Source organism: Streptomyces sp. NPDC002734, from assembly GCF_040295685.1.
In the GTDB taxonomy this organism is placed as follows: domain Bacteria; phylum Actinomycetota; class Actinomycetes; order Streptomycetales; family Streptomycetaceae; genus Streptomyces.
The window spans coordinates 199,594-224,506 of sequence record NZ_JBEOVU010000006.1; the positions used below are offsets into that span (position 1 = coordinate 199,594).

The window sequence follows — 24,913 nt, forward strand, 5'->3', positions numbered from 1 at the left end:
CGGCAGCCGGCCTAGGGCAGCATCCAGGCAAGCGCCGGAAGCGACTGCAGATACACCAGGACGCCCAGCACGGCCAGCATGGCGAGGCTGTATCCCGCGACCTTGCGCAGCAGTACCCGCTCCGAGCCCGGCATGGCCACCGCGGTGGCCGCGATCGTCAGGTTCTGCGGGCTGACCAGCTTGCCGACCACGCCGCCCGAGGTGTTCGCCGCCACCAGCAGCGTCGGGTCGATGCCGGCCGTCTTCCCCGCGGTCTGCTGCAACGTGGCGAACAGCGCGTTGGCGGAGGTGTCGGAGCCGGTCACCGCGGTGCCCAGCCAGCCCAGGATCGGCGAGAGCAGGGCGAAGATCGTGCCGACCGCCGCCAGCCAGGTGCCGATGGCGACCGTCTGGCCGGACTGGTTCATCACGTAGCTGAGCGCCAGCACGGTGGCCACCGTGGCGATGGCGACCCGCATGTTCCGCACGGTGCTCACGGCGGCCGCCAGGCCGGTGCGCGCGGTCATCGGGAAGCGGTCCCGGTCGGCGGCGCGGCTGTAGACCAGCACCACCAGCAGGCCGGTGAGGATCAGCAGGGTTCCGGGGTTGCCGAGCACGTCCAGCTTGTAGAGGGCGCTGCCCGACGGTGATCCGTCCGGCGCGACGAGCTCGCCGTACAGGCCGGGCCATTCGATCTCGAGCGCGAAGGTCCCGAGCCAGGCGGGTACGTCGAGCGCGCCCACCCGCAGCTTGGCGAGCGCGAAGACGGCGATGACCAGCAGGTACGGCAGCACGGCCAGGGTGACGCGGCGGGCGGTGAGCGGCTCGGCCTCGACCTGCGAGCGCTGGTCCTCGGGGGTCGCGGGCTTCCAGAACCGCAGCATCAGCACGGCGGCGCCGAAGCCGGCCAGGGCGGAGACCACGTCGGTCAGCTCGTAGGCGAAGTGCGAGGAGCACCAGTACTGCGCCACGGCGAAGACGGCGCCCGTGACCAGGGAGATCGGCCACAGCTGACGGGCGCCGCGGACGCCGTCGACCAGGAAGAGCAGCAGCGTCGGCACCACCAGCGCCAGCAGCGGCGTCTGGCGGCCCACCACCGAGGCGATCTCCTCCGGGGGTATCCCGGTCAGGTTGCCCGCCGTGGTGACCGGGATGGCCATGGCGCCGAAGGCCACCGGGGCCGTGTTGGCGATCAGGACGGTCACCGCCGCCTTCAGCGGCGGCAGACCGATCGCCATCAGCATCGCGGCGGTGATCGCGACCGGCGCGCCGAAGCCGGCCAGGGCCTCCAGCAGACCGCCGAAGCAGAAGGCGATCAGCATCGCCTGGATCCGCAGGTCCCCGCGGCCCACCGCGCTGAAGGAGCGCCGCAGGTCGTCGAACCGGCCGCTCTCCACGGTCAGTTGGTAGAACCAGATGGCGGCCACGACGATCAGCATCACGGGGAGCAGGCCGAAGAGCAGGCCCTGTCCGGCCGACAGGACGCTCAGTCCCACGGGCATCCCGTACCCCAGGACGGCCACCAGCAGGGCGGCCGCCAGCGCGCCGAGCGCGGACACCAGGGCCGACCGCTTGGCCGCCATCAGCAGGACGAAGAAGGTCGCCAGCGGCAACAGACCCAGCAGGGCGGTGGCGGCCAGGCTGTCCCCGACGGCGGTCACGTCGGGTGTGTAGGCGGCCAGTACGGCGGGTGGTGGCGCGATGGGCACGGGCTGTTCCTCCTCGGTACCGCGAAACGCCACCGGCTCGGTTCCGCCGCTGGCGGGCATCAGTACGACATCGAAAATGTCCTATGTCAATAAGGTCGGACCGCTTTACTTCGATGGAGCCCCGGCCTAATGTGGTCGGACCATACGACGGGAGTTTCCATGCGGATCGGGCTCTTCGCCACCTGTCTGGGAGACACGCTCTTCCCGGACGCGGTGAGGTCGACCGCCGTGCTGCTCTCCCGGCTGGGCCACGAGGTGGTCTTCCCGCCGGGTCAGACATGCTGCGGCCAGATGCACGTCAACACCGGGTACCAGCGCGAGCCGGTCCCGCTGGTGCGGAACTTCGCCGAGCAGTTCGGCGACGCCTCCCTGGACGCCGTGGTCATGCCCTCCGGCTCCTGCGCCGGCTCGGTCCGCCACCAGCACGAGATCGTCGCCGAGCGCTACGGCGACGCGGCCCTGCGCGCCCAGGTCGCCGCCGTGAAGGCGAAGACGTACGAGCTCTCCGAGCTGCTGGTGGACGTCCTCGGCGTCACCGACGTCGGCGCGTACTTCCCGCACCGCGTCACCTACCACCCGACCTGCCACTCCCTGCGGATGCTGCGCGTCGGCGACAAGCCGCTCCAGCTGCTGCGGGCCGTCGAGGCGATCGACCTGGTCGAGCTGCCGGAGGCGGACGCCTGCTGCGGCTTCGGCGGCACCTTCGCCCTGAAGAACGCCGGGACCTCCGCCGCCATGCTGCGGGACAAGCTGGACCACGTCCGCTCCACCGGCGCCGACGTCTGCACCGCGGGGGACTCCTCCTGCCTGATGCACATCGGCGGCGGGCTGTCCCGCATCAAGGCGGGCACCCGCACCCTGCACCTGGCGCAGATCCTCGCCTCCACCCGCACCGCCCCCCACCAGCTCCCGCAGCCGGAGGCCGCCCGATGAACAGCAGCCCGGCCGGCGGCTCCACCTTCCTCGGCCTGCCCGCCGTCCCGCCCCGCTCGCCCTACGGCACCGGCAACCTGCGCGGCGACCGCACGTTCCCCCGGGCCGCCCACGACGAGCTGGGCAACGACCAGCTGCGCCGCAACCTCACCAGGGCCACCCGCACCATCCGCGGCAAGCGGCTCGCGGTCACCGGCGAACTCCCCGACTGGGAGCAGCTGCGGGAGGCCGGCGCGGCGATCAAGACCGACACCATGAACCGGCTGCCCGAGCTGCTGGAACAGCTGGAACGCAAGGTCACCGAGCGCGGCGGCACCGTCCACTGGGCCCGCGACGGCGTCGAGGCCAACGAGATCGTCACCCGCCTCGTGGAGGCGACCGGCAGCGACGAGGTCATCAAGGTCAAGTCGATGGCCACCCAGGAGATCGGTCTCAACGAGCACCTGGAGAGCCGGGGCATCGCCGCCCACGAGACCGACCTGGCCGAGCTGATCGTGCAGCTCGCCGGCGACAAGCCGTCGCACATCCTGGTCCCCGCCATCCACCGCAACCGCGAGGAGATCCGGGACATCTTCCGCGCCGGCATCCCGGGCGTCGACCCCGGGCTGGACGCGGTGCCCGCGCATCTCGCCGCCGCCGCCCGCGCCTACCTGCGCGAGAAGTTCATGACGGTGCCCGTCGCCGTCTCCGGCGCCAACTTCGGCATCGCCGAGACCGGCACCCTCTCGGTCGTCGAGTCCGAGGGCAACGGGCGCATGTGCCTGACGCTGCCGCGGACGCTGATCACCGTGATGGGCATCGAGAAGGTGCTGCCCCGCTACCAGGACCTGGAGGTCTTCCTCCAGTTGCTGCCCCGGTCCTCCACCGGCGAGCGGATGAACCCGTACACCTCGATGTGGACCGGCGTCACCCCCGGCGACGGCCCCGAGGAGTTCCACCTGGTCCTGCTGGACAACGGGCGGACCGCCGCGCTGGCCGACCGGATCGGCCGCGAGGCCCTCAACTGCATCCGCTGCTCCGCCTGCCTCAACGTCTGCCCGGTGTACGAGCGGACCGGCGGCCACTCCTACGGCTCCACCTACCCGGGCCCCATCGGCGCCGTCCTGACCCCGCAGCTGGCCGGCATGGACGTCGCGAAGAACGACCCCAACAGCTCACTGCCGTACGCCTCCAGCCTGTGCGGCGCCTGCTTCGACGCCTGCCCGGTGAAGATCGACATCCCGTCGCTGCTGGTCGAGCTGCGCCACCAGCACACCGAGCAGGCCGGGACCACCGCCGAGAAGCTGGCGATGAAGGCGGCCGCCGCCGTGATGAAGCGACCCGCGCTGTACACCGCCGCCCAGAAGGCCGCGGGCGGCCCCGGGCGGCTGATCGCCGGCCGGGACGGGGTCGTCTCCCACCTGCCGCCGCCCTTCGACGGCTGGACCGACAGCCGCGACCTCCCGGCCCCGCCGCGGCAGACCTTCCGGTCCTGGCTGGCCTCCGAGGAGGGCGCCGCCACCCTGCGCGAGGCCGCGGAGGAGGGCCGCCGCGACCGCGACGGCAACCGGGACGGCGATCGCGACGGCAACCGAGACGGCAACGAGGAGACACGGTGACCCCGACCGCACGCGAGACGGTGCTCGGCCGGATCCGCGACGCGCTCGCCCTGGCCGAACCGGGCGAGGTGACCGTCGAACGCGCCTACCGCACCGGCCGCACCCTCCCCGACCAGGAACTGCTGGCCCTGCTCACCGACCGCCTGGTCGACTACAAGGCGGGCGTCCGCACCTGTACCGCGGACCGCACCGCCGAGACGGTCGCCGAGGTCCTGCGGGAGCGCGGCGCGCGCCGCGTCGGCGTCCCCGGCGGACTCGACCCCGCCTGGCTCGCCGCCTTCGACGGCGAGGTCCGGCAGGACTCCACGGACGTCCCGGCGCCCCTGCTCGACGACCTCGACGGTGTGGTGACCGCCTCCGCCGTCACCTGCGCGGAGACCGGCACGATCTTCCTCGACGGGTCCCCGGCCCAGGGCCGGCGCGCGCTGTCCCTCGTCCCCGACCTCCACGTGTGCGTGGTCGACCTGTCCTCGGTGGTGGCCGGCGTGCCGGAGGCGGTCGCCCGCCTGGTGCCCGAGCGGCCGACGACCCTGATCAGCGGGCCGTCGGCCACCTCGGACATCGAGCTCGAGCGGGTCGAGGGCGTGCACGGGCCCCGCACCCTTGAGGTGATCGTCCGCACCGACGTCTGAGGTGCGGCGGGGCGCCGCGGGGCGGGCGTCGCACCGAGGCGCTCGGTCCGGCGCCCGCCCCGCGCGCCGCCCTTGGTCCGCCGGATGCCGCCGGTGAAGGGGGTGCTCCGGGTCAGGCGACCACGCGGAAGGTCTCCAGCTTCTGGTCGGCGGCGTCCGGCAGCAGCATCCCCGCCTTCACGCCGCTGGTGAGGTAGTCCACGACCTCCTGCGTGATCACCTCTCCGGGGCCCACCGCCGGCACGCCCGGCGGGTACGGCGTGATCGTCTCGGCGGCCACCCGCCCGACGGCCCGGGCGGCGGGCACGTGCTCGACGCTGCCGAAGAAGGCGTCGCGCGGCCGCATCGCCTGCTCCAGCTCCAGGTCGCCCGGCGCCGGCAGACTCACCCGCGGCGGCCGCTCGAGCGTGCCCGCCTCCTTGACCAGCCGCCGCAGCGAGTCCACCAGCAGCGCCTCGGCACGGTCGTCGTCGCCGTGGGTGATCTGCGGGCAGATCCGCACCGTGTCCGCGGAGCCGATGTCCACGTGGCAGGTGGTGCGCAGCCACTCGGCCGCCTGCATGCCGGTGATGCCGAGCTCCCGGACGTCGATGCTCAGCTTCAGCGGGTCGTGCTCGAAGGCCAGCCCCTGGCGGACGATCTCCTCACCCATCACCGACAGCCCGTCGGTCGCGGTCACCGCCTCGCGGATCCGCCGCGCGCGGGCCAGCGCCGTGCCCAGCAGCTCCTCGCCCTGCTCCACCATCTGCCGCCGCCAGCCGTCCAGCGTCGCGTAGACCAGCGAGGAGGAACTGGTGGTGCCCAGCAGGTCCTCGCGCTGCTTGAGCACCTCGGCGGAGATCCGGTCGCCCTTCAGGTGGAACACCGAGCTCTGCTCGATCGCCCCGCCCATCTTGTGCACGCTGGTGATCACCATGTCGGCCTCGGCGTCCATGCCCCAGGCCGGAAGCTCCGGGTGGAAGGGCAGGTGGGCGCCCCAGGCCTCGTCGACGATCAGCGGGACGCCGTACTCGTGGCAGACCCGCGCCACACCGCGGATGTCGGCGCAGGAACCCCAGCTGGTGGGCGTGATCAGCAGCATGCCCTTGGCGTCCGGGTGCTCCTGGAGGGTGCGCCGCACGTCGTCCGGCTCCGGCGGGTGGGCCAGGTGCCGCTCCGCGTCGAACTTCGGGTGCACCCAGACGGGCACCACCCCGTTGATGATCACCGCGGCGATCACCGACTTGTGCGAGTTCCGCGAGATCAGCAGCTTCTCGCCGGGCCCGGCCACCGCCAGCATGCCCGTCTTCACCGACAGGGAGCTGCCGCAGGTGGAGAAGAACGCCTGGTCCGCGCCGACCGCGTCGGCCATCAGCTCCTGCGCGTCGCTGAGCACGCCCTGCGACAGGCGCCGGTCGTCGAGCCCGTTCATGTCGAGCACGTCCGAGGCGAAGACGCCCTCGCCGAGGATCTCCTTGACCCGGGGATCCGCCCCGCGCCCCTGGCGGTGCCCGGGCGGACCGAACACCACGTCCCCTCGTCGGCGGAAATCCTCCAGCGCCTCCAGCACGGGCACGCGCGAATGGTCCACGGGTCCTCCTCCTTCACGTCCGGTGACCGGATAGGGCCACCGTGTACGGGTCGCCCTGCTCCCGGGGGCCAAACGCCGGGCCCGCGCGGCGACGGCGCGCGCGGGGCGGGCGGGGGTGCGAACCGGCCGGGAATGGGTGAGGACTGATCGCGGGAACCCCCGGGAACACGAGGGAAACCCCCTCGAGAGAAAGGCCCCCGTGCGCACCGTCGGCGTCGAAGAAGAATTGCTCCTGGTCGATCCGGAGACGGGCGACCCGCGCGCCCTGTCCGCGGCCGTGCTGGCCCGTGCCGAGCGCGACCCCGCGGACTCCGACGTGTTCGAGAAGGAGCTCCACGGCCAGATGCTCGAGTTCGCCACGCATCCGCAGTCCTCGCTGGCGGAGCTGCAGAAGGAGATCGTCCGCTGGCGGGCCGATGCCGCCCGGCACGCCGCCGGGACGGGCGCGGCCGTCACCGCGCTGGCGACCTCCCCGCTGCCGGTGAGCCCCAAGGTCAGCACCAGCGAGCGCTACCGGTGGATGGTCGAGCGGTACGGGCTGCCCACCCAGGAGCAGATGGTGTGCGGCTGCCACGTGCACGTCTCGGTGGAGTCCGACGAGGAGGGCGTCGCGGTCCTGGACCGCATACGCAACTGGCTTCCCGTGCTCACCGCGCTGAGCGCCAACTCGCCGTTCTGGCAGGGCAAGGAGACCGGCTACCGCAGCTACCGCCGCCAGGTGTGGGAGCGCTGGCCCTCGGCCGGCCCGACCGAGCCGTTCGGCACCCCCGAGGAGTACCACCGGCGCACCGACGCGATGGTCGCCACCGGGGCCATCCTGGACCGGCACATGGCGTACTACGACGCCCGGCTCTCCGACGCGTACCCCACCGTCGAGATTCGCGTCTCCGACGTGTGCATGGACGCGGACACGCCCGTGCTGATGGCGGCGCTGGCCCGCGGCCTGGTGGAGACCGCCGCTAGGCAGTGGCGCTCCGGGGCCGAACCCGCCTCGCCGGCCAGCGTGAGCCTGATGAAGCTGGCCGCCTGGCAGGCCTCCCGCTCCGGCCTGGACGGCGACCTCCTGCACCCGCTCACCTTCCGCCCCGCCCCCGCCCGCGAGGTGGCCGACGCGCTGCTCGAGCACCTGGACGAGGCACTGGGCGACACCGGCGACCGCGACCTCGCCCACCGCACGGTCGACCGCCTCTTCAAGGAGGGCAACGGCGCCCGCGTCCAGTGGGAGGTGTGGGAGAAGACGGGGAGCCTGCGCGACGTCGTCCTGGAGTCCGTCCGCCGCACCGCCGCCGAGCCCGGCGCCCGCTGACCCTTACGCGCCGCCGTTCGATCCCGAAGCCCCCGGTCCGCCCCGGCCGGGGGCTTCGCAGTGGAGGCGCGGAACCGTCGGCGGTCCACGGGTTCGTCGGAACCGCGCGGGGGCGCCGCGAAGAGGACCGTGCGGGCCGGGAACGCTCCGCGTCGGCCCGGTAGGACACCGCGTGAGCGGGTCGCCGGTGCTGTTGCTGTTGCTGTTGCTGTTGCTGTTGCTCTTGCCGTTGCCGTTGCCGTTGCCGTTGCCGTTGCCGGGGAAGCCGGGTGACCAGTACGTTCATGCCGTCCCTGTCGGGCGGAAGAGGCAGCGGGACGACCGACGCGGACATCGGGGGGACCATGCGCACGCCCCACGAGTCGGCGCTGGACGGAGTCGCCCGCAACCCCGCGCTGCCGACACCGTTGCTGTTGCGCCTGCTCGCCCTCGACGACAGTGGTGACGGCCCGTCGCGCCACGCCCGCCGGAGGGCCGGGCTCCCCGAAGAGGCCGTCGCGGTGATCCTGGCCCACCCCGATCCGGGGGCTCGCGTCGACTTCGCGACCAGCCCCAGGGCCGAGCCCGGCCGGCGGGCCCGGCTCGTGGCCGACCCGTCCCGCGAGGTGCGAGCCGCTCTCGCGTCCGGACCCGAGGAGCGTGACCCGCGTACGACGGTCGCGCCGCTGCCGGACCGGGTGTGCGCCCGCCTGCTCGACGACCCCGACCCGTCCGTACGGACGGCTCTGCTGAAGTCCCCCCATCTCACGCCGTCGTTCACAGCCTCCCTGGCCACGCACCGCGATCCGGCGGCGCGCCGAAACGCGGTCCGCGCGCCTGGGAGACACTGCCGCCGGACGAGCGGTCGGCACTGCTCACCGACCCCGCCCCCGAGGTGCGGCGGGCTGCCGTGCTGCAGGAGTGCCGACGGGACGCGGACGTCACCGCCCGGCTCCTGCGCGATCCGACGTCCGCCGCCGAGGCGCTGCGCCACGGGCACCTCCACCGCGCCGACGCCGAACGGTGCGTCGCCGAACGCGTGCACCCGGCCGCCCTCGCCGAGAACCCGTCGCTGCCCGCCGACCTCGTGGAGCGGCTCGCCGCCGACCCCGACGCGTCCGTGCGGCTCGCGGTGTCCCTCGGAGCGGAGCTGGACGAGAGGCGACGCATGGCGATCGACTTCACCGTCGGGCCCCTGGACAGGGGGGAGGTGGAGTGGGTGCGGGACGGGCTCGCCGACCCCGAGGTGCTGCGACGGGCCGCGACCTCCGCCCATCCGCTGCTCCGGCGCGCCGCGGCCCGCAGCCCTCACCTGCCGCCCGACCTCGTGCACCTGCTCGCCCGCACCGAGGACCCTCTGGTGGAGGCCCACCTGTGCGTCCACCACCCCGACGCCCCGGAGGAGGTCCTGATGCGCGTGTACGCGCGGCTCGGCGGCACCTTCTCGGCCTGGATGGCGGATACCCACCCCCGTTTTCCCCGCGAGGGCCTCGCCGCGCGCTTCGCGGACCATCCGGACGGCGCCCACCGGCGACTGGCCGTCCGGGACCCGGCCGCCACGCCGGAGCTGATCGAACGGCTCAGCCACGACCCCGACGTCCGGACACGCCGGGCCGCGGTCGGCGACCCGCGCCTTCCGGTCCACCGGCTCCTCAAGGCGCTGCATGTTCCCGAACTGGCTTCCAGCGCGGGAGCCAACCCGGCCCTCCCCGCCGACGAGGCGGCCGCTGTGCTGGACCGTGCCGGTGTGCCTGCCCGGCCGACGAGCTCCGCCGTTCCACCCTGAGACACGGTTGAGCGGCGAGGCCGGAGGACGTCCGGTCCGGGCCGTCGCCGGTGGTCGGGGCGCGATCGAAAGAACCGTCACCTCCGTCCGCGCGTCGGTTCGGCCGAACGGGTGAGCGCGCGCCACAATGGGTCCGGAACGACCATCCGGACATGACGCGGGGGACCGACGGTGATGAGCAGGCGCAGGCACGACGTCACCGACGAACAGTGGGAAGGCCTGGCCGAGGTCGTCCCGCTGCGCGGCAGGGACGCGTGGCCCTCCCAGGTGGACCACCGAGCCCTTCCGGTGGAGGCCGCCGAACCACGCCGCCGCTTCGTCGTGCTCCGGGTGAACGTGTTCGCCGACGCGCGCGAGGTCGCCGAGACCCTGATGGCGGGCGCCCCCGTCCTGCTCGACCTCTCCGGGGCCGAGAGCGACGTCGCCAAACGCGTCCTCGACTTCTCCACCGGCGTGGTGTTCGGCCTCGGCGCCTCGATGCACCGCGTCGACCGGAACGTCTTCCTGTGCACCCCGAACGGCGTCGAGGTCCAAGGCCTGATGGAAGGCCTCGGCGGCCCCCGGCCGTAGCCGCCCTTCCCTCTCCCAGCAGGGGTGATGCCACCGGCGGCGCTGACCGCGTCCCCCGATCGTAGGAAGCCGGACCGGGCGGAACGGTTCGCCGCCGCGGCTCCCGCCTACGGTCCGGGCATGACCGTGTCCAGGCCGTCAGACGTCCCGCCCCCCTCCCCGGTCCCGCACGACGCGGAGGCGGCGCGGGTCCCCGCGCAGCGCGCCGTCGTCGGCCGGGCCCGGGTCACCGAACTGCGGCTGTCCGCGTTCGCCTCGCACCGGCGGCTGCGCGTCCCGCTGGACGCCCCGTTCACCCTGGTGGCCGGACCGAGCGGCAGCGGCAAGTCCGGTGTGCTGCGCGCCTACGAGGCCCTGGCCCGGCTGGCCGCCGGGGCGGAACTCAAGGAGGCGTTCCCCGACGCCCTCTCCTGTGTGCCGGACCGCGCCCGCCCCGACGAGCAGGGACGCCGCGGCTTCCGCATCGGCTGCACCGCCGACGGGCCCGAAGGGCCGGTCCGGCTCGACGTCGCCGTGCAGGTCGAGCCCGAACTGCGCATCGTGGGGGAGCGGTTGAGCAGCGAAGGGCTGGTCCTGCTGGAGACCGCCCTGCGCGACCCGGGCCGCCGCGCCGTGCAGGCGGCCTGGCACACCGCCGGCGCCGCCCCGGTCACCCGCGCCCCGCTCCCCGACGACCGGCTCGGCACGGCGCTGCTGCCGCTGCGGGTCGCGGGGAAGACCGAGGGGCAGCGCCGGGTGCTCACGGCCGCTGAGCAGATGGTGGTCGCGCTGAGGTCGGTGTTCGTCTGCGACCCGCGCCCTGCGCGGATGCGTTCGGCCGTGCCGCTGGGCACCGGGCGGCTGCTGCGCGGCTGCGACAACCTCGCCGACGTCCTGTTCCGCACCCGGTCCGAGTGCGGGCGGCGGCACGGGCTGCTGGTCGACGCGGTCCGCGCCGGCTGCGCGGGCCCGGTGGCCGACCTGTTCGCCGAGCGGACCACCGACGGCCGGGTACGCGCCCTGCTCGACCGCGGCGACGGCGCCCGCACCGACCTCGCCCGCCTCGGCGACGGTGAACTGCGGTACATCGCACTGGCGTTGGTACTGCTCACCGGGCCGGGCGTGCTGGAGGTGGACACCGTCGACGTGCCGGAGGCCTTCCAGACGCTCACCGTCCTCGCCGACGGCTTCGGGCAGGGACTCGACGCCCGACAGCGCCGCGAACTGCTGGCCCTCGCGGCGCGGATGTGCGAGCGCGGCCACATCCGGCTGGTGGGCGCGGTCAACGACCTGTCGTGGGTGGAGGGCGAGGACGGCGGCGAGTCGGCGCGGGTGGTAGACCTGGCGCCATGACTGGAGATCGTGAACTCGCCGCGCTGCAGCGGCGGCTGACCGAGTTCGCCGCCGCACGCCGCTGGGAGCCGTTCCACACCCCCAAGAACCTGGCGGCCGCGCTCAGCGTGGAGGCGTCCGAACTGCTGGAGATCTTCCAGTGGCTGACGCCCGAGCAGTCGGAGCGGGTGATGGAGGACCCGGAGACGGCGCACCGGGTGGAGGACGAGGTCGCGGACGTGCTCGCCTACCTGCTGCAACTGTGCGCGGCCCTGGGTGTGGACCCGTTGTCGGCGCTGGATGCGAAGATCGGACGGAACGAGAAGAGGTTCCCCGTACCGGGGGCGTGAAGCCGCGTGCGGCGGGCGCGGCTCGGCGGCGGGGGACCGGGGTCGCCGGTGCCGTCGCGGCGGCGCCTTCACTCTCCGGAGTTGTGGAGCGGGCCGTTCCCGCAGAGTTTTCCACAGATTTCCGGCATGGTCTGGCGTAACCGTGCCCGACCCTTCACTCTGGGTAGTGGAATCGATACGGCGTGCGCGGGGGCACGCGGAGCGAAACGGGGCGGCGTGGATGGATGCGGTGCGACTCATCGAGGCGGGCAGACGCGCGCTGGCGGTCAGCGAGGAACCCAAGGCCGTGGTGGCCGAGGTCTGGCAGGCGCATGCCCTGGCCCAGGCGGTCGGCAGCCGCCTGGCCGTCCACGGACCGCCGGAGCTGCGCGGTGAGGCGATAGGCCTGGCCGAGCTGGCCGGGCGGGGCTGCGGGGTGCTCGGTCAGGCCCCGTTCGGTGCCGAACACCTGCGGGCGGCCCGGCTCAGTTCGCTCGGGGACCCCTCCGAGGTGCTGGAACAGCTCGGCGAGCTGCTGTCCGAGGCGGGCATAGCCATGATCGGCCTCGCCCCCGCGGCAGCCGACGACGACACGTACTGGCAGTGCATGGAGGCGATCGACGCCGCCGACGAGTCCCGCGACCGCGTCCTGCAGATGATCCGACGCCTGTCCCCGGACGGCGCGTTCCCGGGAAGCGGCGCGGGGGGAGGCGGACCTGGACCCGGGAGCAGTGGGCGCGGAGGAGACGGACCTGGGGGAAACGGACCCGGGGGACGCGGGTCCGCACGCGGCGCGGGGCGAGGGGAGCCTGCCGGCCAGGGAAACGGTGAGGCCCAAGGAGGTGCGGCGCGCCCGGTTACCCTTCCGGGGTGACGCGACCACCCACGCCGGAGGAGCGAAGACCCGCCAACCAGGGGCCGCTGGCCGCCGCCCGCAACCGCGCCGCCCTGATCGCCGCCGCCCGCGAGGTCTACGCGGCCCAGGGTCTGGACGCCCCGCTCTCCGCGATCGCCCGCCGGGCCGGCGTCGGCCAGGGCAGCCTGTACCGCCACTTCCCCGACCGGGCCGCGGTGGCCGCCGCCGTCCTGGAGGAGAACGTCCGGCAGATCGAGCGGGCGGCCGCCGCCGAGGACGCCACGTTCGCCGGCGTGCTCGGCGTGCTGACCTGGCACCTGACCGAGTCCGCCGCCTTCATCGACCTGCTGCGCGCCGACGGCGCCTCCACCTGCCGCACCGAGGGCCGCGCCTGCGCCCTCGCGCTGGCGGGGAGGGTGGAGCGCGCCGTGGCGCAGAGCCTGCCGTCCGGCCCCCGGCCCGCGGCGGCGGAGGAGATCATGCTGGCCGTGGCCATGGTCTCCGGCGCCGTCACCGGCCTCACCCGCGAGGAGCGGGAGCGCCGGGCGCTGGCGGCCTGGCGGCTGCTCGGCCTCGATGTGGGACCGGTGCGCCCCTTCGAGGGCTGAGCCCGCCGGGAGCGCGCACCGCGTCGCCCTCAGCTCCGGCGCCGCGCCCCGCGCACCTGCCGGGAGCCGCCCTGCGCACCGGCCGGAAGTCGCCCCGCGCATCGGCCGGAAGCCGTCCCGCGCGGCGGACCGGCTCCCGCGCGGCGGGCTGGCTCCCGCGAACGGGACGGCTCTCGCGTGGCGGGCCGGCTCCCGCGAACGGGACGGCTCTCGCCGACGGGTGTCAGCCGCCGTTGGACTGCCGGATGCCCTCGGCGAGCGCCTCGAAGGTGTAGACGTACCCGCCGGCGGGCCCGCTCACCGTCATGTAGGCCTTCCTGCCGCCGGGCGCGATCGCCACATTGGTGGCCGACTCCAGCCCCCGCGCGTCGGCGGCGGGAACCTCGACGGTCGCCAGGCGCTCGCCGTTGCGGTCGTACACCGCCATCGCGGGGCGGCCGTGCAGGGCCTGGTAGAGGTTGCCGTCCGCGTCCACGGCGATCGAGTCGGTCTGCGCGACACCGCCGTCGACCCGGACGGCGGTGTGCCGGGAGGCCACCGCTCCCTTGCCGTCCAGGAGGAAGTACGAGATCCGGTTCTCCGTCAGCTCGCTGACCCACAGCCCGCGGTAGTTCTCGTCGAAGGAGATGCCGTTGGTCGCCGCCATCCCGTCGGCCAGGACGGTGGCCTCCTTCGTCATGTGGTCGATCCGCACCACGCGGCCCTGTGCCTTGCCCTGCCGGTAACCGCGGGAGTCGCTGACGTACAGGTTGCCCTCCGGGTCGAAGGCGAGGTCGTCCGGGTTCATCGGCGCCCCGTCGACCTCGCCGGAGAAGAAGGTCCGCGGGTCGCCGCCGTCGGGGGCGAGGCTCACGATCCGGCCGGTGGCGAAGTCGGTGAGGTAGAGCCGCCCGTCGTGCGGGCCGAACTGCGCCGAGGTGTAGGCGCCGGTGCCGTCGGTGTGGAGTCCTTCGGAGGTCTTCCTTCGGACGTCGACGCGTATCACCTTCGGTTCGCCCGCGGGCGCGGTGACGTCCACGACGACCAGGCGGCCGGTCTCGTCGAAGGTGGGCCCCTCCAGCAGTGTCATGCCGGTTTGCGCGTGCACCTCGGTGAGCCGCATGAGTTTCTTGGCGGGCAGCGTGCGACCTGAGGCGGCGGCCACCGTCCGGTCGCCGGGGGAGACGTACGACGAGGCGGGGGTCGTGCCGCACCCGGCGAGGGCGGCGAGCAGGCCGGCGGCGGCGAACCCGGCAAGGCACCGGATCGGGAGACGTTGCATGAGGGCCTTCCTGTCCGGCACGGTCCCCGGCCCGGGTCCGGTCCGTTCCGTTCCGGTCCGGTCCGCTTCGGTCACCGTGCCCTCGCTGGGGGAACCGGACAGCGTTGTCCGGTAGGGGGTACGGTAGCGGACGTCCGGCCTCCGGGGCCGGGGAAACGCTTCCCCGTGCATCTCAAGTCGGCTTCTTCGTAACGGACTTCACAGAATCGAGGGTGTCCCGTATGACGACTCGTCAGGACCCGTCCCCGCAGGAGCTCGCCCGGCTGAGGGAGCGTTACCGGCAGGAGCGCGAGCGGCGGATCAGGCCCGACGGTGCGAGCCAGTACCGGGGCGCCGACGCGGCGTTCGACCACTGGGCGGCCGACCCCTGGGCGGGCGGGCCGGCCGAGCGGGAGCCGGTGCGCGACACGGTGGACGTCGCCGTCGTGGGCGGCGGCTTCGGCGGCATCCTCGCCGGGGCCCGCCTGCGCGGGCAGGGCGTGGAGCGCGTGCGGATCGTCGAGAAGGGCGGCGACTTCGGAGGCACCTGGTACTGGAACCGCTACCCGGGCGTCCACTGCGACATCGAGTCCCACGTGTACCTGCCGATGCTCGACGAGACCGGGTACGTGCCGGAGTGGAAGTACGCGCCGGGCGAGGAGATCCGGCGGCACGCCGTACGCATCGCGGAACGCTTCGGCCTCCACGACGACGCCCTGTTCTCCACCGAGGTCACCTCCCTCACCTGGGACGAGGACGCCGAGGTGTGGATCGTGGCCACCGACCGGGGCGACGCGTTCCGGGCGACCTACGTGGTCACCGCCACCGGCACGCTCTCCGAGCCGAAGCTGCCCGCCCTGCCGGGCATCGAGACCTTCGAGGGCCACACCTTCCACACCTCGCGCTGGGACTACGCCTACACCGGCGGCGGTCCCGACGGCGGGATGACAGGTCTGGCGGGCAAGCGGGTCGGCGTGGTGGGCACCGGAGCCACCGGCGTGCAGGTCGTCCCCATGCTGGCCGAGGACGCCGGCCACGTGTACGTCTTCCAGCGCACCCCCTCGACGGTGGATGTGCGCGGCAACCGCCGCACCGCCGCCGAGGACGTCGGCGCCGACCGGGACGGGTGGGCGCGCGAGCGGCGGGAGAACTTCCTGCGGGTGGTCTCCGGCGAGCCCGTCGAGCAGGACCTCGTGGCGGACCGCTGGACGGAGTCGGCTGCCCTCCTGGAAAAGCTGCTGCCGAGCTTCCGCCGCCAGGGCGACCGGGAGGCGTTCGAAACCGCCTACGAGGTGGCCGACGCGGCCAAGATGAACGAGATACGCGCCCGCGTCGAGCAGGCCGTCGCCGACCCGGACACCGCGGAGAAGCTCAAGCCCTGGTACCGGTACGCGTGCAAGCGCCCCACCTTCTCCGACCTGTACTACCCGGCGTTCAACCGCGACAACGTCACCCTGGTGGACACCGCGGACACCCACGGCATCGAGCGGGTCACCGCGAGCGGCGTGGTGGTCGGCGGGCAGGAGTACGCCCTGGACTGCCTGGTCTTCGCCACCGGCTTCTCCGTCGGAGTCTCCGGGATCCTCTCCGGCAGGCTCGCCGTCCAGGGCCGCGCCGGCGCCCAGTTGCTGCACCTCTGGGCGGCCCGGGGGCCGCGCACGCTGCACGGCTTCACCAGTCACGGTTTCCCCAACCTGCTCCAGATGGGTTCGCTGCAGAACGCCGCCGGCGTCAACTTCACCCACGTCCTCGACGAGCAGGCCGTGCACGCCGCCGCGCTGGTGGCGGCGGCCGAGGCGCAGGGCGCCCTGATCGAGCCGCCCCGGGAGGCCGAGGACGACTGGCTCGCCCTGCTGGCGAAGGAGGGGCCGGACCACGAGTGGTTCCACGCGGAGTGCACCCCCGGCTACTACAACCGTGAGGGGAAGGGCCGCCCGAACGGCCCGTCCGCCTACCCGCACGGGGCGGTGGCCTTCCACGAGTTGCTCCGCCGCTGGCGCGAGGAGTCCCTGGGGCAGGTGCTCCGCCCCCGCACCTCCCCGAAGGCCCCCGGGACCCCCTGACCCCTCAGGCGCAGGTCAGGCGAACGTGGTGATGCAGAAGGGATGGCCGGCCGGGTCGAGGAGGACCCGCCAGCGGTCCGGCTGCGGCTGGGAGCCGGGCTCGACGGCGCCCAGGGCGAGGAGGCGGGCCTGGGCGGCGTCGAGGTCGTCGACGCCGAGTTCCAGGTGCGCCTGCTTCTCCTGGTCGGGGGCCGGCCAGGTGGGACGCCGGTAGTCGGCCAGGCGGTTGAAACCGAGTCCGGGCGATCCCTTCTCGCCCAGCAGGACGAAGTCCTCGCTCTCGTAGCCGACGGGGAGCCCGAGGGCCTGCCTGTAGAAGCTGGCGAGTTCGGCGGGGTCGGGGCAGTCGAAGGTGACGGCGGCGAAGCGGACGGCGGGTACGGAAGTCTCTCCGGTGCTGGTGTTCATGGCGGGGACGGTACGACGGGACCAGGACAGGTTCGGTCCTGGATGCGTCCTGCTGCGCGGCGTGATGCGGAAGACTTCGCGATGTGATCAGCACTTCGGCCCGCCTGCTGCGTCTGGTGTCCCTGCTGTCCGCCAGACCGTCGTGGACCTGTGACGAACTGGCCGAGCGGATGGCGGTCACCGGACGCACCGTGCGCCGGGACGTCGCCAGGCTCCGGGAGCTCGGCTACGGGATCGAGTCCGACCCCGGTCCCTGGGGCGGGTACCGCCTGCGGCCCGGCAACCGGGTACCGCCCCTGGTGCTCGACGACGAAGAGGCGCTGGCGGTGGCCGTCGGGCTGCGGGAGGCGGCGTACAGCGGCGTCCTCGGCGGGGACCAGGCGGCGCTGTCGGCGCTGCTGAAGCTGCGACAGGTCCTCCCGCCGCGGGTCGCGGAGCGGCTCGGCGAGATGGACGCGGCCTTCGTCCACACGCCGCGACCCGACGAGCCGCAGATCGCCCCCGGCACACTGCGCGAACTGGCCAACGCCTGCCGCGGCGCCGAGCGGGCCGACCTGGCGTACCGGGACAGGAACGGCAGGGCCACCCTGCGGAAGGTCGACCCGTACCGCCTCGTGCACACCGGGCGCCGCTGGTACTTCGTCGCCCGCGACGTGGCGCGGGACGAGTGGCGGACCTTCCGGGCCGACCGGGTGGTGCGGATACGGCCGATCAGCGGGCGGGCGGTGGAACTCGCCGACCCGCCGGACCCCGCGCTGCTCGTCTCCCGGTCGATCGCGGCCGGCGCCTACCCCTGCACGGTGACCGTCCGCCTCCCGCTGCCCATGGACCGCGCGCTGCGGCTGGTCCCGCCGACGGTCGGCGCCCACCGCCCCGACGGCCCCGACGCCACCGTCGTCGACATCGGCGGTCCCGACGCGGACGGGCTCGCCGCCTACCTGCTCGGTCTGGCCTGCCCCCTGCGGGTCCTCGCCCCCGACGAGGTGCGCCAGGCGCTGCTGCGCCGCGTCCACGCGCTGGCCACCGACAACGGGACCGTCGGCGAGCCGTAGCCGTAGCCGCAACCGAGCCCGGTGACGCCGAAGCCGGGCCCGGCGGAGCCCCAGCCGCAGCGGCGCCGGCGCCGGGAACCCCCGCGACGGCACAGGACCCGCCCCGGCGAAGCCCCCGCGACAGCGAAGGGCCGCCGCTCCGGCTGGGAGCGGCGGCCCTTCGTGGGGGGACGGCGGTCGAGGGGTCAGCGGCCGGCGAGGACGGGGGGCTCCTCGGTGGGGCGGGAGCCCAGGACGGAGTGCTTGCGCCCGTACCCGAGGTACAGCGCGAGCCCCGCCGCCAGGAAGACGGCGAACTGCACCCACGTCTCCCAGCCCGTCTCGAACATCAGGTACAGGCAGAACAGCACGCCCAGCACCGGCAGGACCGGACCCAGCGGCACCCGGAACGGCCGCTCCAGCTCCGGCTCGCGGCGGCGCAGCGTGATCACCGCGATGTTCACCGCGGCCATCGCGGCCAGCGTGCCGATGGTGGACAGGTCGATCAGGCCGCCCAGCGGCACGAACGCGGCGACCAGACTGAAGACCACGCCGATGATCACCGTGCCGGTCACCGGCGTCGAGGTCCTGGGGGAGACCTTCTCGAAGACCCGCGGCATCAGGCCGTCGCGCGACATCGACATCAGGATGCGGCTCTGCCCGTAGGTGACCGCCAGCGTCACCGAGGCGATCGCGACGACCGCGCCGAAGGCGATGACCGCGCCACCGATGTCGGAGCCGGTGACGGTGTTCACCACGTGGGACAGCGCGGCCGGCCGGCTGCCCGCCTCCTCGGAGCCGATGGCGCCGATCGCCGCCAGGGCGACCGCGCAGTACAGGACGGTGACCAGGCCGATGCAGACCAGGATCGCGATCGGCACGTCGCGGCGCGGGTTGCGCGACTCCTCGCCGGCCGTGGTGATGGCGTCGAAGCCGATGTAGGAGAAGAACGCCGCCGAGGTGGCCGCGCCGATGCCCGCGACGCCCTCGGGGGCGAAGGGGCTGAGGTGCCCGTCCTGGAAGGCGGTGAAGCCGACCACGCAGAACACGACCAGGATGACGAGCTTGACGACCGCCATCACCGCCGTGGCCCGGGCGCTCTCCCGGACGCCCCGCACCAGCAGCATCGTGGCCAGGCCGATCAGCACCACGGCGGGGAGGTTGACCAGACCGCCCTCGGTGGGGCCGTGCGAGAGGGCGGCGGGGAGCTGGAAGCCCAGCAGGCTGTCGAGCAGCTCGTTGACGTACTCGCTCCAGCCGACCGCGACCGCGGAGATGGAGATGCCGTACTCCAGGAGCAGGCACCAGCCGACCAGGAAGGCCCAGGTCTCGCCGAGACCGGCGTAGGCGAAGGAGTACGAGGAACCGGCCACCGGGATGGCGCCGCCGAGCTCGGCGAAGGAGAAGGCGGTGAAGACGCAGGTGATCGCGGCGAGGACGTAGGAGACGACGACCGCGGGACCGGCCTCGGCGATCGAGTCGGACAGCCCGACGAAGATGCCGGTGCCGACCACGGCGCCTATGCCGAAGCAGATGAGGTGGAAGAGGCTCATCGTCCGCTTCAGACCGTGACCCTCGAGGTCATGGCCGGATTCGGCGATCAGGAGGCGTGACGACTTGACGCGTGGAGCGGGCATACGGGTGGTGCTCGTTTCTCGGTGGTGCGGTACGCGACGGGGTGGGTCGCTGGTCGGACGGCACGGAAGGGATGGTTCCACGCCGCCCGGCGACACGCCCCGCGGCACGACGGCTGCGGGGCGTATCAGCAGGTCAGTCAGGTGGTGCGGGGCATGCCGGGCATGCGGGGGACGAGATTACGTCGTCCCGGACGCCGTGTCACCGGCCGGGCGCCGTGTCACCGGCCGAGGGCGGCGACCATCACGGCCTTGATGGTGTGCAGGCGGTTCTCGGCCTCGTCGAAGACCACGGAGTGCTCCGACTCGAAGACCTCGTCGGTGACCTCCAGCGAGTCCAGGCCGTACTCGGCGTGGATCTGCCGGCCGACCTCGGTGCCCAGGTCGTGGAAGGCGGGCAGGCAGTGCAGGAACCGGACGTCCGGGTTGCCGGTGGCGCGCAGCACGTCCATGGTCACCGCGTACGGCGACAGGGCCGCGATCCGCTCGCCCCACACGTCCTTGGGCTCGCCCATGGAGACCCAGACGTCGGTGGCCACGAAGTCCGCGCCGCGGACGCCCTCGGCGACCTCCTCGGTCAGCGTGACGCGGGCGCCGCTGATCTCGGCCAGCTTGTGGGCGCGGGCGACGATCTCCTCGTCGGGCCAGTAGGAGCGCGGCGCGACGATCCGCACGTCCATGCCGAGCAGGGCGCCGGTGACCAGATAGGAGTTGCCCATGTTGAAGCGGGCGTCGCCCAGGTAGGCGAAGGCGATCTCCTCCAGCGGCTTGGCGCAGTGCTCGGTCATGGTGAGCACGTCGGCGAGCATCTGGGTGGGGTGCCAGTCGTCGGTGAGGCCGTTGAAGACCGGCACGCCGGCGTGCGCGGCGAGCTCCTCCACCTTGGCCTGGCTGTCGCCGCGGTACTCGATGCCGTCGTACATCCGGCCCAGCACCCGGGCGGTGTCCTTCACCGACTCCTTGTGCCCGATCTGCGAGGCGGACGGGTCCAGGAAGGTGGTGGAGGCGCCCTGGTCGGCGGCCGCGACCTCGAACGCGCAGCGGGTGCGCGTCGAGGTCTTCTCGAAGATCAGCGCGATGTTGCGGCCGCGCAGGTACGGGGTCTCGCTCCCAGCCTTCTTGGCCGCCTTCAGCTCGGCGGCCAGCTCGACCAGACCGCGGAACTCCTCACGGGTGAAGTCCAGCTCCTTGAGGAAGCTGCGACCGGCGAGGGCGGAGGGAAGGGAAGGCATCACGAGCTCCTGGACTGCTGCGGGGACTCTGGAATTCTATACGACACCAAGAATGATTATTCACGGCGTCGAGGAAAGCGAGACCCTACACCGGATCGCGTTCCACCGGACAGCTCATGCAGCGCGGGCCGCCCCGCCCGCGGCCCAGCTCGTTGCCCCGGATCTCGATCACCTCCACGCCCTGCTTGCGCAGGTGCGTGTTGGTCGTGGTGTTCCGCTCGTAGGCGACCACCACGCCCGGCTCCACCGCCAGCACGTTGCACCCGTCGTCCCACTGCTCCCGCTCGGCGGCGTGGACGTCCTGGGTGGCGGTGAGCACCCGGATCTCGGGCAGGTCCAGCGCCGCGGCGATCGCGCGGTGCATGTGCTCCGGCGGATGGTCGGCGACCTCGAGCCGGCCCGCGCCGCCCGGCGTGATCGTGTAGGAGCGCAGCATGCCCAGGCCCGCGTACTGGGTGAAGGTGTCCCGGTCCACCATGGTCATCACCGTGTCCAGGTGCATCGTCGCCCGCCGCTTGGGCATGTCCAGCGCCACCACGGTGCGGGCCGAACCGGTCGCGAAGAGCTTGCGCGCGATCATCTCCACGGCCTGCGGGGTGGTCCGCTCGCTCATGCCGATCAGGACCGCCCCGTTGCCGATCACCAGCACGTCGCCGCCCTCGATGGTCGAGGGATAGTCCGCGTGGCCCTGCGACCAGATGTGGAAGTCCTCACGGCGGAACAGCGGGTGGTGCCGGTAGAGCGCCTCGAAGTGCACGGTCTCCCGGCGCCGCGCCTGCCAGCGCATCGCGTTGATCGAGACGCCGTCGTAGATCCAGGCGGAGGTGTCGCGGGTGAAGAGGTGGTTGGGCAGCGGGTTCAGCAGGAAGTCGTCCAGTTCCATCACGTGGAACCGGATGGAGACCGGCTCCGGATGCTCGTCCAGGTACTCCCGCTTGGTCATGCCCCCGACCAGCGCCTCGGCCAGCCGCTCGGACGGCAGCGCCTCGAAGACCGATCTCAGGTGGTCGGTGGCCAGCGGGCCGAACTCCCGGTCGTCGAAGACCTGGTCGAGTACCAGGGTGCGGGCCTCGGGGACGGACAGGGTCTCGGTCAGCAGGTCGCCGAAGAGGTGCACGGCCACGCCGCGCTCGCGCAGCACGGAGGCGAAGGCGTCGTGCTCGGCCTGGGCGCGGCGCACCCAGAGGACGTCGTCGAACAGCAGGTCGTCCTTGTTGCTGGGGGTGAGCCTCTTCAGCTCCAGGCCGGGGCGGTGCAGAACGACCCGGCGCAGGCGGCCGGTCTCTGAGTCGACGTGAAATCCCATGCCACTGATCCTGACCCCGACCAGGCCCTTTCATCCCTGCCGGAGGGTCCCTTCCCCCGGCTTGCGGGTACCCGCGTGCCTGCCGAGGGTGTGTTTCACGCCATGGACGGCGCTTTACGCCAGGCGGGATCCGTGCGAGGTTGCGGCATTACGACATGGCATGAACCCGCCGTGCCCGGGCGGGAGGCGATCCAGTGGGGGGCCACGATGATCCAGGATGTGCTGGGACTGACGGAGAACGAGTCGGACGCCTACCGTGAGCTGCTGCGTCGCCCCTCCTGCTCGGCCGCGGAGCTGGCCGGCGTGCTGCGCGTGCCGGAGGGCGAGGCCGCGCGGCTGATGGGCCGCCTGGAGGCGCTGGGCCTGGCCGCCCGCAACGGGCAGGCGCCCGGCCGGCTGAGCGCCTCCCCGCCCCGGCTCGCCCTCGGCTCGATGCTGGTGCGCCAGCAGAACGCGCTCCGGCTGGCCGAGCTCGAGCTCGGCTCCCTGGAGGAGCTGTACCGGGCCACCATGGCCGAGCGGTCCTCCTCCGACGTCCTGGACGTGGTCCGCGGCACGGAGGCCACCCGGCAGCGGCTGGAGCAGCTCCAGACCGGCGCGCGCAGCGAGATCCTCGGCCTGGTGCAGGCCCCCGCGCGTTTCGTCTCCACCGCCGAGAACACCGCCACCGAGGCCGCCGCGGCCGCCCGCGGTGTCGCCTACCGGGTGGTCCTCGAGCGCCGCATGCTGGAGGAGGACGACGGCATCGTCGAGGAGCTGGAACGTGCCGTGGACGCCGGCGAGGAGGTGCGGGTCACCGACTCGGTCCCGGTCAAGCTCATGATCGCCGACCGGGAGCTCGCCATGGTGCCGATGGGCGGCCGCGGGCACGCCGCGGACGGCGCCCTCCTGATACGGCCCAGCGGGCTGCTGGACGCCCTGACGGGTCTGTTCGAACTGGTCTGGCACCGCAGCTCGCGCCTCACCGTGCCCCGGGCCGGGACGGCCGTGCAGTCCTCGCCGAGCGCCCTGGACGAGACGGACGCCCGCATCATGAGCCTGCTGGTGGCCGGGCTCACCGACCAGGCGGTCGCCGTCCGCCTCGGCCTGTCCCTGCGCACCGTGCAGCGCCGGGTGGGCCAGCTGATGAAGCTCACCGGCGCCCAGACCCGGCTCCAGCTGGGCCTCCAGGCCGCGCGCCTCGGCTGGGCCTGAGCGGCGCGGCGGCGGACGGCCGCTTGCGCCGCGACGGGGACGGCGGCCCAGGTCAGGGCCGCCCCCCGTGACACTCCGTCATCTCCGGCCCTTTAAAATGATCAACGTGTCCGACCAACGCGCTCCCCGTTCCCTCATCGTCACGCTCTACGGCGCGTACGGCCGTCACCTGCCCGGACCGTTGCCCGTCGCGGAGCTGATCCGGCTGCTCGCGGCGATCGGCGTCGACGCCCCCTCGGTGCGGTCCGCGGTCTCCCGGCTCAAGCGGCGCGGCATGCTCGTCCCCGCCCGCACCGCCACGGGCGCCGCCGGGTACGAACTGTCGCCCGGCGCCCGGCAGTTGCTGGAGGACACCGGGCGCAGGGTGCACGCAGCCCCGTCCGACGAGGAGGACTGGCTGCTGGCCGTCTTCTCCGTTCCCGAGACCGAGCGGCAGCAGCGCCACGTGCTGCGCACCCGGCTGGCCCGCCTGGGCTTCGGGGCCGCCGCCCCCGGTGTGTGGATAGCCCCCGCCCGCGTCCACGAGGAGACCCGGCACTCCCTCAGTCGCCTGGGCCTCGAGCGCTACGTGGACCTCTTCCGCGGCGACCACCTCGGCTACACGCCCACCGAGCAGGCGGTGGCCCGCTGGTGGGACCTGGACGCCATCGCCGCCCGCTACCAGGACTTCCTGGCCCGCCACACCGGCATGCTGCGGGCCTGGGAACAGCGGGAGGACACCCCTGCGGAGGAGGCCTACCGGGACTACCTCCTCGCCCTCGACGCCTGGCGCGAACTCCCCTACGCCGACCCGGGCCTCCCGCCCCGCCTGCTCCCGCCCGACTGGCCCGGCCCCCGAGCCACCGCCCTCTTCCACGCCCTCCGCGACCGCCTGCGCGAGGGCGCGTCCCGGTTCGTCATGCCGACGGACTGAACCCCGGCCGCCCCCGGGCCAGGTGTCGACATGGCGACATCGTGAGGTGCGGGCCCCACCCGGCGACGGGGCGCGGCGGTCGAACCGGCGACCCGAGCGGGCTACACACCCTCCTGGTACACGAGGACTCCGGTCGGCGTGCGGGCACACGCCACGGCCCAGGCCGGCCGCCCGGTCACCTCCCGCGCCCACGCGTCGAGATCCTGGCCGCCGTCGTGGAAGAACCACGACGTGAAGCTTCCCAGCGCCTCCAGCGCGGGCTCCGGGTCGAAGCGGACCTCGCAGTGCACCTGGACGAATGCGGCGTGGTCGCCCTCGGCGTCGAAGATCTCGAACTGACGCACAAGGTCCACCGTGAACGCCGGGGGACCCTCGAAGCTGTACGTCCCGTACTGGAACAGCAGCCCGTCGCCGTCCGGGGCGTCGGAGACGTCGAACAGCTGCCGGCCGAAGCGCAGGAAGGCCTCCCAGGCGGCCTCCAGGTCCAGGCACGCGCCTGCCCGCCGCCCCGCCCGCACTTCCGCCTCCAGCAGCCCCATGGCCTCGTCGATCGACGGCCTCGGCATCATGCCCACCCCCCTGAACGACCGGCGGCCCGAGGGTACCCGCACCGCGCGTACGAGACGGCCGGGCCGGGAGGGGGGGGGCCCCCCCCGCCCCGCCCCCCCCCGCCGGCGGGCGCACGCGGGGCTACAGCCGCGGGGCCACCGGCGCGGGGGCCCGGTC

The 24,913-nt window shown here is 73.5% G+C and carries 21 protein-coding genes and 1 pseudogene; 14 read left to right on the forward strand and 8 right to left on the reverse strand.

Annotated features, from left to right (window positions below; all coding sequences use genetic code 11):
- Window positions 1-11: 11 nt before the first annotated feature.
- Complete coding sequence (locus tag ABT026_RS08360) at window positions 12-1,688, reverse strand: L-lactate permease (RefSeq protein WP_351113309.1); 1,677 nt, start codon at window positions 1,686-1,688, stop codon at window positions 12-14.
- A 159-nt stretch (window positions 1,689-1,847) separates the two neighbouring features.
- Here ABT026_RS08360 and ABT026_RS08365 point away from each other — a divergent pair, with 159 nt between their 5' ends.
- From ABT026_RS08365 to ABT026_RS08375, 3 genes are read left to right on the forward strand one after another with little or no spacing between them, the layout of a single operon-like run.
- A complete protein-coding gene (locus ABT026_RS08365) occupies window positions 1,848-2,621 on the forward strand; it encodes a (Fe-S)-binding protein (RefSeq protein WP_351113311.1) in 774 nt (257 codons plus the stop codon).
- The gene (locus ABT026_RS08370; protein WP_351113312.1) at window positions 2,618-4,219 is read left to right on the forward strand and encodes a lactate utilization protein B; all 1,602 of its coding nucleotides are present in this window, start codon (window positions 2,618-2,620) and stop codon (window positions 4,217-4,219) included. Before ABT026_RS08365 ends, ABT026_RS08370 begins: the two co-directional genes overlap by 4 nt.
- Complete coding sequence (locus ABT026_RS08375; RefSeq protein ID WP_351113313.1) at window positions 4,216-4,851, forward strand: LutC/YkgG family protein; 636 nt, start codon at window positions 4,216-4,218, stop codon at window positions 4,849-4,851. Before ABT026_RS08370 ends, ABT026_RS08375 begins: the two co-directional genes overlap by 4 nt.
- Window positions 4,852-4,963: 112 nt before the next feature.
- Here the strand turns inward: ABT026_RS08375 and ABT026_RS08380 are convergent, their stop codons facing one another.
- On the reverse strand, window positions 4,964-6,421 hold the full coding sequence (locus ABT026_RS08380; protein WP_351113314.1) for an aminotransferase class I/II-fold pyridoxal phosphate-dependent enzyme: 1,458 nt from the start codon (window positions 6,419-6,421) through the stop codon (window positions 4,964-4,966).
- 199 nt (window positions 6,422-6,620) lie between these two features.
- Between ABT026_RS08380 and ABT026_RS08385 the strand changes: the two genes are divergently transcribed.
- The 7 genes and pseudogenes from ABT026_RS08385 to ABT026_RS08415 all read left to right on the forward strand — a co-directional run bounded on the left by ABT026_RS08385 (window position 6,621) and on the right by ABT026_RS08415 (window position 13,166).
- On the forward strand, window positions 6,621-7,727 hold the full coding sequence (locus ABT026_RS08385; RefSeq protein ID WP_351113315.1) for a glutamate--cysteine ligase 2: 1,107 nt from the start codon (window positions 6,621-6,623) through the stop codon (window positions 7,725-7,727).
- A gap of 889 nt (window positions 7,728-8,616) precedes the next feature.
- On the forward strand, window positions 8,617-9,492 hold the full coding sequence (locus ABT026_RS08390) for a hypothetical protein (protein WP_351113317.1): 876 nt from the start codon (window positions 8,617-8,619) through the stop codon (window positions 9,490-9,492).
- A 174-nt stretch (window positions 9,493-9,666) separates the two neighbouring features.
- Window positions 9,667-10,062, forward strand: coding sequence for a cell division protein SepF (locus ABT026_RS08395; RefSeq protein ID WP_351113318.1), 396 nt, complete (start codon window positions 9,667-9,669; stop codon window positions 10,060-10,062).
- A 120-nt stretch (window positions 10,063-10,182) separates the two neighbouring features.
- Entirely contained in the window at window positions 10,183-11,394 is a 1,212-nt protein-coding gene (locus ABT026_RS08400) for an AAA family ATPase (protein WP_351113319.1), read from the forward strand.
- Window positions 11,391-11,723, forward strand: coding sequence for a nucleotide pyrophosphohydrolase (locus tag ABT026_RS08405; protein ID WP_351113321.1), 333 nt, complete (start codon window positions 11,391-11,393; stop codon window positions 11,721-11,723). The genes ABT026_RS08400 and ABT026_RS08405 overlap by 4 nt, the downstream gene beginning before the upstream one ends.
- A 220-nt stretch (window positions 11,724-11,943) precedes the next feature.
- A pseudogene (locus ABT026_RS08410) lies at window positions 11,944-12,408 on the forward strand (DUF6099 family protein); the annotation flags it as partial.
- 164 nt (window positions 12,409-12,572) lie between these two features.
- Window positions 12,573-13,166 carry a TetR family transcriptional regulator gene (locus tag ABT026_RS08415; protein ID WP_351113323.1) on the forward strand — a complete coding sequence of 198 codons (594 nt, stop codon included), beginning with the start codon at window positions 12,573-12,575 and terminating at the stop codon, window positions 13,164-13,166.
- 223 nt (window positions 13,167-13,389) lie between these two features.
- Here ABT026_RS08415 and ABT026_RS08420 read toward each other — a convergent pair whose 3' ends face one another.
- The gene (locus ABT026_RS08420) at window positions 13,390-14,427 is read right to left on the reverse strand and encodes an SMP-30/gluconolactonase/LRE family protein (protein WP_351113324.1); all 1,038 of its coding nucleotides are present in this window, start codon (window positions 14,425-14,427) and stop codon (window positions 13,390-13,392) included.
- A gap of 221 nt (window positions 14,428-14,648) precedes the next feature.
- Here ABT026_RS08420 and ABT026_RS08425 point away from each other — a divergent pair, with 221 nt between their 5' ends.
- The gene (locus tag ABT026_RS08425; RefSeq protein ID WP_351113325.1) at window positions 14,649-16,469 is read left to right on the forward strand and encodes a flavin-containing monooxygenase; all 1,821 of its coding nucleotides are present in this window, start codon (window positions 14,649-14,651) and stop codon (window positions 16,467-16,469) included.
- A 15-nt stretch (window positions 16,470-16,484) separates the two neighbouring features.
- Here ABT026_RS08425 and ABT026_RS08430 read toward each other — a convergent pair whose 3' ends face one another.
- Entirely contained in the window at window positions 16,485-16,877 is a 393-nt protein-coding gene (locus ABT026_RS08430) for a VOC family protein (protein ID WP_351113326.1), read from the reverse strand.
- A gap of 83 nt (window positions 16,878-16,960) precedes the next feature.
- Between ABT026_RS08430 and ABT026_RS08435 the strand changes: the two genes are divergently transcribed.
- Window positions 16,961-17,929, forward strand: coding sequence for a helix-turn-helix transcriptional regulator (locus ABT026_RS08435; protein ID WP_351113327.1), 969 nt, complete (start codon window positions 16,961-16,963; stop codon window positions 17,927-17,929).
- A gap of 185 nt (window positions 17,930-18,114) precedes the next feature.
- Here the strand turns inward: ABT026_RS08435 and ABT026_RS08440 are convergent, their stop codons facing one another.
- The 3 genes from ABT026_RS08440 to ABT026_RS08450 form a co-directional block, all read right to left on the reverse strand.
- Window positions 18,115-19,545 carry an amino acid permease gene (locus ABT026_RS08440; RefSeq protein ID WP_351113328.1) on the reverse strand — a complete coding sequence of 477 codons (1,431 nt, stop codon included), beginning with the start codon at window positions 19,543-19,545 and terminating at the stop codon, window positions 18,115-18,117.
- A 218-nt stretch (window positions 19,546-19,763) separates the two neighbouring features.
- Entirely contained in the window at window positions 19,764-20,774 is a 1,011-nt protein-coding gene (argF, locus tag ABT026_RS08445) for an ornithine carbamoyltransferase (protein ID WP_351113329.1), read from the reverse strand.
- Window positions 20,775-20,859: 85 nt separating this feature from the next.
- The gene (locus ABT026_RS08450; RefSeq protein WP_351113330.1) at window positions 20,860-22,080 is read right to left on the reverse strand and encodes an arginine deiminase; all 1,221 of its coding nucleotides are present in this window, start codon (window positions 22,078-22,080) and stop codon (window positions 20,860-20,862) included.
- A 219-nt stretch (window positions 22,081-22,299) separates the two neighbouring features.
- On the opposite strand from ABT026_RS08450, the gene ABT026_RS08455 reads away from it, so the two are divergent.
- Both ABT026_RS08455 and ABT026_RS08460 read left to right on the forward strand, forming a co-directional pair.
- Window positions 22,300-23,274, forward strand: coding sequence for a helix-turn-helix domain-containing protein (locus ABT026_RS08455; protein WP_351113331.1), 975 nt, complete (start codon window positions 22,300-22,302; stop codon window positions 23,272-23,274).
- Between the two features lie 97 nt (window positions 23,275-23,371).
- Window positions 23,372-24,187, forward strand: a complete 816-nt coding sequence (locus ABT026_RS08460; RefSeq protein WP_351113332.1) for a PaaX family transcriptional regulator — start codon at window positions 23,372-23,374, stop codon at window positions 24,185-24,187.
- A gap of 101 nt (window positions 24,188-24,288) precedes the next feature.
- On the opposite strand, the gene ABT026_RS08465 is transcribed toward ABT026_RS08460, so the two are convergent.
- Complete coding sequence (locus ABT026_RS08465; protein WP_351113333.1) at window positions 24,289-24,756, reverse strand: hypothetical protein; 468 nt, start codon at window positions 24,754-24,756, stop codon at window positions 24,289-24,291.
- Window positions 24,757-24,913 lie beyond the last annotated feature (157 nt).